General features: G+C 66.0%; 2 protein-coding genes and 1 pseudogene. 1 reads left to right on the top strand and 2 read right to left on the bottom strand.

Features of this window, described 5'->3' with window-relative positions; genetic code table 11:
* Positions 1–181: pseudogene (locus tag AB0I53_RS48840) on the bottom strand (hypothetical protein); the annotation flags it as partial.
* Positions 182–427: 246 nt separating this feature from the next.
* Between AB0I53_RS48840 and AB0I53_RS48835 the strand changes: the two are divergent.
* Positions 428–712: a hypothetical protein gene (locus AB0I53_RS48835; RefSeq protein WP_358617887.1), complete on the top strand. Its 285-nt coding sequence runs from the start codon at positions 428–430 to the stop codon at positions 710–712.
* A 480-nt stretch (positions 713–1,192) separates the two neighbouring features.
* Here AB0I53_RS48835 and AB0I53_RS48830 read toward each other — a convergent pair whose 3' ends face one another.
* On the bottom strand, positions 1,193–7,198 hold the full coding sequence (locus AB0I53_RS48830) for a toxin glutamine deamidase domain-containing protein (RefSeq protein ID WP_358617885.1): 6,006 nt from the start codon (positions 7,196–7,198) through the stop codon (positions 1,193–1,195).
* Between the last annotated feature and the right edge of the window lie 36 nt (positions 7,199–7,234).

Genomic DNA, 7,234 nt, shown 5'->3' with positions numbered 1-7,234 from the left:
ACGGCGTCTGGCACGCCGCACGCGGCGTAGCCCTCATGCGCAACCTCACCATGACCCACTGAACGCCGACCGCCACCTCACGGCCTGCGCTTCCCGGGACAGGATTTAGACCGATGTCGCGCAGTCCCTCGCCGACCGTGTCGGCCATCACTTTCTGATCTTCCGCCACCAGCACGCGCATAAGTAATCGGTACCACGGGCTAAACGAGAGCGGCAAGCGCGAGGCACACACGGGCAATTCGATCCGCCCGAACTCACATAAGGAAAAAATACGTCGTCGCTTAGCGCCCGTCTTCCATCGCGTCCAGCACAGTGGTTGTTGTTCCTTGGCGACCGCCCGGAACGCCCAAGACACAGCGGAGATCCTCAAATAAAGAACATTCGACTCAACCGGTCACTCGTTTTCGCGGGCCTCGCCGCCGCAGGCGTGCTCGCCGGCTCGTCGACCGCGCTTGCCGATGTGCCCGCGCCCGCCGTTCCGACCGTTCAGTGCCCGCTGCCCGGAACCGCGCCCGACCACGGCGTTCCGGCACCCAGCACCCCGGCACAGTCCACGCTGCCCATCAACGGCGACAGCCCGAGCGGAGCGCCCGGCGTCCTGCCGACCCCCGACGTCCCGAGCGGAGCGCCGGGCGTGCACCTCTGCGTCCTGCCGACCCCCGGCATCCCGAGCGGAGCGCCCGGCGTCCCGGCCTTGCCGGGCGACGCCTAAACGAGGCCTTCGCACGACGTACGTGAGGTGGCGCTCGTGCTTTCGCCACCGCCACTCCACGTACTCGATGTGTTCAAAGGGCGCCTAGCCCTCAGCGGGATCGGCGCCGAAATCGCGCCCGACATGGTCGGCGGTTACCCCATGCCTCGACGAGGTCGAGGCATGGGGTACTTCCTGTACGCCCACCAGTGGAAGCTCGCACCCAGGACCAGGACTTCCGCGTGGCCGGCCCGGGGTGCGGTCGGTCGGCGGCACGATCCCGGTGTCGGCGTAGAACCTGATGGCCTTCACCGCTGCTGATCAGCGCCTCTAGCCGACTTCTGGAACTCCACGGGCCAGGGTAGTGAACCACGGCGGCAGTGCGGTACCGCTGTGATTGCCTTGCCTATCCCGTTCCGCAGCGTCTTCAGTCGTCTCAGTCACGAGATCCCTGGTGGTTCCTCATTTCGGTGCGCTACAACGGGGCGCTCCGTTGTAGCGCTATGGGCACAACCGGGGGTCGAGCCGGGCAAATGCGCGCATGGTCGCCTCGTAGCGGTCAAAACGCTGGGTCACTGCCGACCCACCCAGCTCACGGTAGTCCAGAGCAACAGTTACCTGTGCGTCGCCCAGGGGCATGCCGGGCTGCAGATCGGCGTAGGTCATCGCGAACACCCGCAGCGGGACCTTGGACGTCACCGGCCGTTGCATGTCGTGCAGTCGCTCGAACTCGCTCACCAGCTCGCTGTAGAAGATCGCGGCCGCCCTCCCTGCCTGTGCCTGTCCTGCCGCGTAGTCGACGCCGTAGCCGCTGACCGTTACCTTGGGCAGCGGCGCGTCGTTGACCAGCCGCCACATCGCGGACCGCGCGACCCGGCGGGCGGCGCGACGCACGTTGGTCTGGTCGTCGCCGATGAGCCACACTGGGTCGATTTGATTGGTAGCGAGGTCGCTCAGCGGAATCGGCTCGGGCTGAACCGAGCCCGGAGGGAGCACCTCGCGGAAGTGACCGCCGTTTTCGACGACGCGGGCACTGCTAGCGTCCATGACAATTACGACATCGCTCGGGGCGATGATCCGCGGCCGGGACAGCCCGCGGTCCCAGCACTCCCGCATCTGGGACGCCGAGCTAATCGCGTTGGCCTGGGAGAAAGCGTCTCCGCTACAGCTGATCATAATCAGCTCGCCCACCTCGCCTGCGAGCCGGAACATCTGGCTGCCAGTGATCGCGTTCGCGCTCGGGGCCCCCGACAGCCGCACAATGTCTCCAAGGTGGTGGGGGCGATTTGTATTCATCCGGAACACAAACCCTAGGTTCTCCACGCTGTGGGATTCGAAAATCAACGTGCGGGCGGTATACGCACGGCTCGGACTGAGATACGGGATAGCGATGTCGAGCATTTCTTCGTCGGCGGCATCGCCTTCAGCATCGAGGACCCAGTAGATCCAGTTGTTCAGCGGCCGGTCCCGAATCGCGTTCAGCGACCAGAGTGCGCGTTCGAAGGCGCCCGTCGGGAAAAACTGGCCTCGCACGCCCAGCTTGGCGCTCGCCCGATCGTAACTCGCCAAGTGTTCGGGACCGGGCGCGATCGGGACGATCCGCGCCAAGCCTCCCCCGACCATGTTGAGGATTCCGTCCGCACCGAATTGCACTTCGCCCAGCGAGCCCCAGGTGGTCCGCGAGAAGCCAGCGGAGACGTAGCTGCGGGCGATCTCCTCGAGCCCGATGACCGGACGTTCGACGCCCAACCACACGAACGGTTCCTCGACGCCCTCGGCTCCGCTGCCCGCCCCCTTCTGCCCCATCGTGTCGCGGAGTTTGGGATCGTCGCCCAGATACCGGCCCAAGTCGCCGGGCCTCACGTCGTCGAGTGCCTTGCCGTCGGTGCGCAACCCCAGGTAGCCGAAGCCACTGTCATTGGGCCGAACGAAATAGAGGTATCCCCTCGGCGCCTTCACCTCCTGCTCCTGCCCGTCCAACTGGTAGGAAGAAAAATCCGTGCGGCTTGCCCAGGTCCGCACCTCGTTCAGTTTCGAGTCGTCGCCGACGTAGCGCACGAACTCGCCGAGGAGCTCACCAACGTTGTCGAGAATCTCCGCCGTTTGCAGGTCCCCGGCCCGCGGGACCGACACGAGCGTCTCCTTGCCGTCAGCGGAACGGAGGTAGACGTCGTTAAAAATATTTTCCTTCCGGAGCGCACCCGCGAAATCGAAACCAAGGCCGCCATAGTTGACCCGTACCTCGGTCACGTCCGTGTCGAGCAGCACCCGCCACCCCTTTTCGAGAAACGCCTGAAAGCCGGCGTGGCCCAGCACCAGCGCCCCGATCTCGGCACCCCCGAGATCCATGAGCACACCGTTGGACAGCACGACCCTGGCGGCACGCCCGCTGCCGGTCAACCGCACGACGAGCGTCTCCTTCGAAGTGGCGACGCGCTCGCGGGCGGGACGACGAAGGTCGAAGGTGATACCGTCCCCGAGCGCGTCGTATCGGACGTCGGAAAGCGTTAGTGCGGGGCCGGGGCTGAACCCGTGACCCTCCAGCAGAACACCGTCTTTGTTGTGCTCGCGCATTCCCTCGTGGTGGAAAGCCCTCCACGGCCCCGTCAACTGGCGGAGATGGCCGAGCATGGCGATGTTGAGCTCTTCACACCAACACACGTCATCATCGTTCTCAGTTTGCAAAAGCAGCGTGGGACGCACTAGTCCAGCAGTCATGCGCTGAAAATCCTCGCTGGCGGCGACCAGTTGCGCCATCACATGGGGCGGGACGACCACCCGACGATCGTCCTTCAACCGCACAAGGAACCCCGAGCCTTCCGTCTCCGAGTCGCCGTCCGCCTCTAGGTAGAGGCGGATCGTGCTGGTGTCGTTGGCCCAGTCCGCGACGACTTCGACGGTTTCGTTTGTGAAGTAGTCCACGCCTTCGAGCAGGCGTGTGCCGAGGTCGTTGTACTTGCTGACGTCGGCGGCGAGTTCTGCTGCGTCCTTGTTAGCTGCCATGGCCAGCACGTTGTGCTTGCCGTTGGCGTCCGCGAGCGGCAACCACGCGATGTCGTTGGCCACCCTGCGGCCGGCCAACGGCTCCCGCATATGGGCGGCCAACTCTCGGACGACCGCCAGCTCCCGGGTGAGCACCACAACGTCCGGCACCTCGAGCGGGTTCTCCCGCAACCTGTCCAGCAGCTCCGAGGCGATCCATGCCCGCGCTCGGAGATAAGGGTGAGACTCCGCAGGAAACGCTGCGAGGTGCCGGTGGATGAGCGCAAGTTCGTCGGCGAGCTGCCTCAGCGGGTCACCCTCCACACCCGACGTCCGAGGTCGCTTCGCCACCGGTTCCTCGGCGTCCGGCTCGTCTTCCTCGTCGCGTGGGCGCCTGCGGTCGGGCTCGGGTTGGTCGGTCGGCGCCTCCGGAACCGGCACAGTCGCCGGCTCCACGGCTGCGGCGGAGGCCTGCGTAACCACACTCGAGGACGGCACGGCGACGGTGGTGCCGAGTGCCCGCGCACGGTTCTCCAGCAACCACAGGTGGCGCGGCTTCACCGACGGCGGCGGGAGGTCGGTACGCCCCTTCTCCCGCAGCTCGTGCAGGTAGTGCTTCAGGTGCTCGGTGAACAAACCGTCGTCGGCGACGACCCGGTTCGAGCCCGCGCCGCGGAACACCCAGTCATCACCATGCTCATCGCGGCGGACGTACTCGTCATACAGGCCGTAGAAGTGCCCGACCTCGTGGGCCAGCGTGAACTCGTCGGCGTTCTCGGCCCAGCGCAGCATGTCCGTCTTGCCGCCCGCAGGCCCGACGGCGATGACCACGTGCGCGACAGGCGACGGATCGTGCAGCACCCGCATGTGCAAGCTGTCACCACTGGGCAGACGGTAGCCGGGGTCGTTGAAAAGCCGATCAAGACCCGCCTGCGCACGGTCGACGATTCGCCGCACGTCGATGCCACGGTCCACCTGAAACCGCAGCCGGACCGTATATTCCTGCACCCACTTGCCGGGCCGAACCTCGTAGCGGGCGTGGTCGTAAGCGATCGGGTGCCGCCACGACGAGATCCGCAGTGCCGGCGTGAGCGTCGCCGTCGTCGGCCCGACATCCTCCGCAGACACCCTGACCGGCACAGCGTCGTGCCGCGCGGCCTCGCGTTCCTCCTCGGTCACCGGGTCAGGATCAATCATCCACTCCGCGGTAGCGGCGGTGCTGTGCGCCCAACTCATGTCGTCAAGCACGTTGTGCCGCTTGGGCAGCCAGTCGTCGGCGGCAGTAATCTCCAACGGCTCAGCAAGGCGGCGTTCCGGACCGGTGGCGTCGAGCGTCTGGTGACCGGGACCGCGCAGCTCCCAGTCAACCCGCAGCTCCACGGTGCCAGACCGCAGCGCGGGCGCGGGCGTGATGGTCAGAGTGAGGCCCAGGTCGGCGACGGTCGTAGGCACACCCCGCACCCGGCTGGCATGCTCAATGATCCCACCGGCCAACACCTGCTCCACCGCAGCCGCAGATGTGGTATCGGCGGCGTGCAGGGTAACGACCGGAGAAGCAAAACCACGCCCCGCACGCACCACCGCCTGCTCCGCCAGATCCCGAGCGTGCGCCACCAACGCCCTCATCTGCGCCGGAGCGAGCCCGGCCCCAGCTACCTCAACGACGAGCTCGACACCATCGTGACGCAGCGGCTCGGCAACCAGGTCAGCCGGCACCTCCGGAACCGGCTCAACGATCCGAAGCTGCGCCTCAACCCGTTGAGCGGCGGAGTAAGTCCCGACCGTCGTGCTCGACTCATGTGGCTGTTCGTCCGGCACCGAGTCGAATACCGGCGACATGCCGCCGGAAGGCGTGTCGCTCGGACGCCGCTCCTGCTGACTCGCCCCCGTTGGGAACAACGTCGAGGAAAAGTGCGTACCAACCCGGGCACCACCGCTGGTGGCCAACGGCCAAACCGACCGGCTCGGCGCCGGGGCGCGCGTGGTGTCCGGGGTGACTGCCACAGGCGACGGTGGCGGTGCGGAAAACGACACGCCGACCTGGTCACCGCGGTCGTTGGTCCACGGCACCGCGCTCGTCGGCGCGTCCATCCAAACCGTCTCGGCAGCTGCGGGTGGCTGCGAAGCAGGCGGCGCCGCTCCAGGGCCGGGCAGTGGCGAGTCGCGTTCCAGCAGCAGCGTGTCCGGTGCTGCCGGTGAGCCTGGTGGGGGAGCGTCCGCCGCTGTCGACGGCGGCGTGTCTGGCTGGACCGCCCGGGTGCGCTGCGGACGTGTGTCTGGAAGGGTTGCGGCCGGCGTCCCCTCGGGAAGGGCCACGGTCGCAGCGGGGTGGGCAGTCGAGCCCGTGTTGTTCCCGGCTGGTTTCAGCCCGTTGGGAATGCTGGTGCCAGTGTCGTGCCGACCGGGCTGTGGTGCGTTTTCGGGTGTCGCGGGGCCAGTCAGGACACTGGGCAGTCCATCCTCGTCGGGAAGCTGGTGATCTGTGTCTGGGTGCTCCAACTTCCGCCCGGAGTACTCGGCGAGAATGATCTTAGTCGCCTTAGGCGAAAGCTCGCCGAGCGTTCCCCTCTGGCCATCCAGGAAGACGACGCCCTCGGGTCGGTTGATGACGTTGAAGACGTGGCCGATAGGTTCTTCGTTCTTAGGTGTTTCTTTCTCGACGTACACGATCGCACGAGACCCAAGCTGGGTCTTCTTCAGGTGCCTGATCACAGCGTCCCACGAATAAAACTGATTCCATTCGGTCGTATGGAAGTAGTTACGGATAGCGGTGCCCGTTTTTGCGGGTTGTGTCACCCATGGCGCCTTCGCGGCAATGTTGTCCATCGCTTTGTCGGTTGCCTCGATGCACTTCGCGCAGTTGTTGTTCGGCTTACTGTCCGAGAGGTGATCGTGGTACCACTCACGCAGCCTCGGCCGTAGCTTCCTGGGAACGTGGTCGTACCAGAGGAAATTGTCGGCATTGACGGACAGCAGATGCGGAAATTCCGACTTGATGTACCTGCGTGCCCACCGAGACGACACCGAGTCGGCATGGATCGCCGGCTCGCTCACCGCTTTGCTCTTCGCGGCAAGCCCGGACCAGGTATCCGTTGGCATGCCTGCGGGTTTGCCGGCGAATGGATGGTCGGCGCTCGCGGGGTAATCCAGGCCGCTAGGGTTTAGCCGAGCGATGTCGTCGTCGGACAGCGCGGTCCTGTGCTCCCGCGACGGCGACATGCCCGACACGGACTCTTCCTGCGTGTGAGCTGTTGTGCGACCGGCCGGTGAGCGAGGTTCCTCCAACGGGGGCTGTGATTCCTTCGGCGTCGCGGAACTCTCCGGGCCCGGGAAAGACTCGATCGCACCTTCGGCGATTTCATCCCCAGTCCCGAACAGGTCAGCACCTGTGAAACCGACTTGGTACTCGGCGGTGAGGTCGAGCCACGGCAGTTCCGAAATGTCCGTTACCGACGCTTCAGTGGCGGCGGGCACGTCGCCGATCGAGCCGTCGGCTCCCGCAGCGAAATCGGGCCACCAGCCCACCGCCTGCTCACCGACGTTTGACAGGTCAACACCAGC

This window comes from Saccharopolyspora sp. NPDC050389, assembly GCF_040655595.1.
Classification (GTDB): Bacteria; Actinomycetota; Actinomycetes; order Mycobacteriales; family Pseudonocardiaceae; genus Saccharopolyspora.
This window is presented reverse-complemented; position numbering and strand designations above follow the sequence as displayed.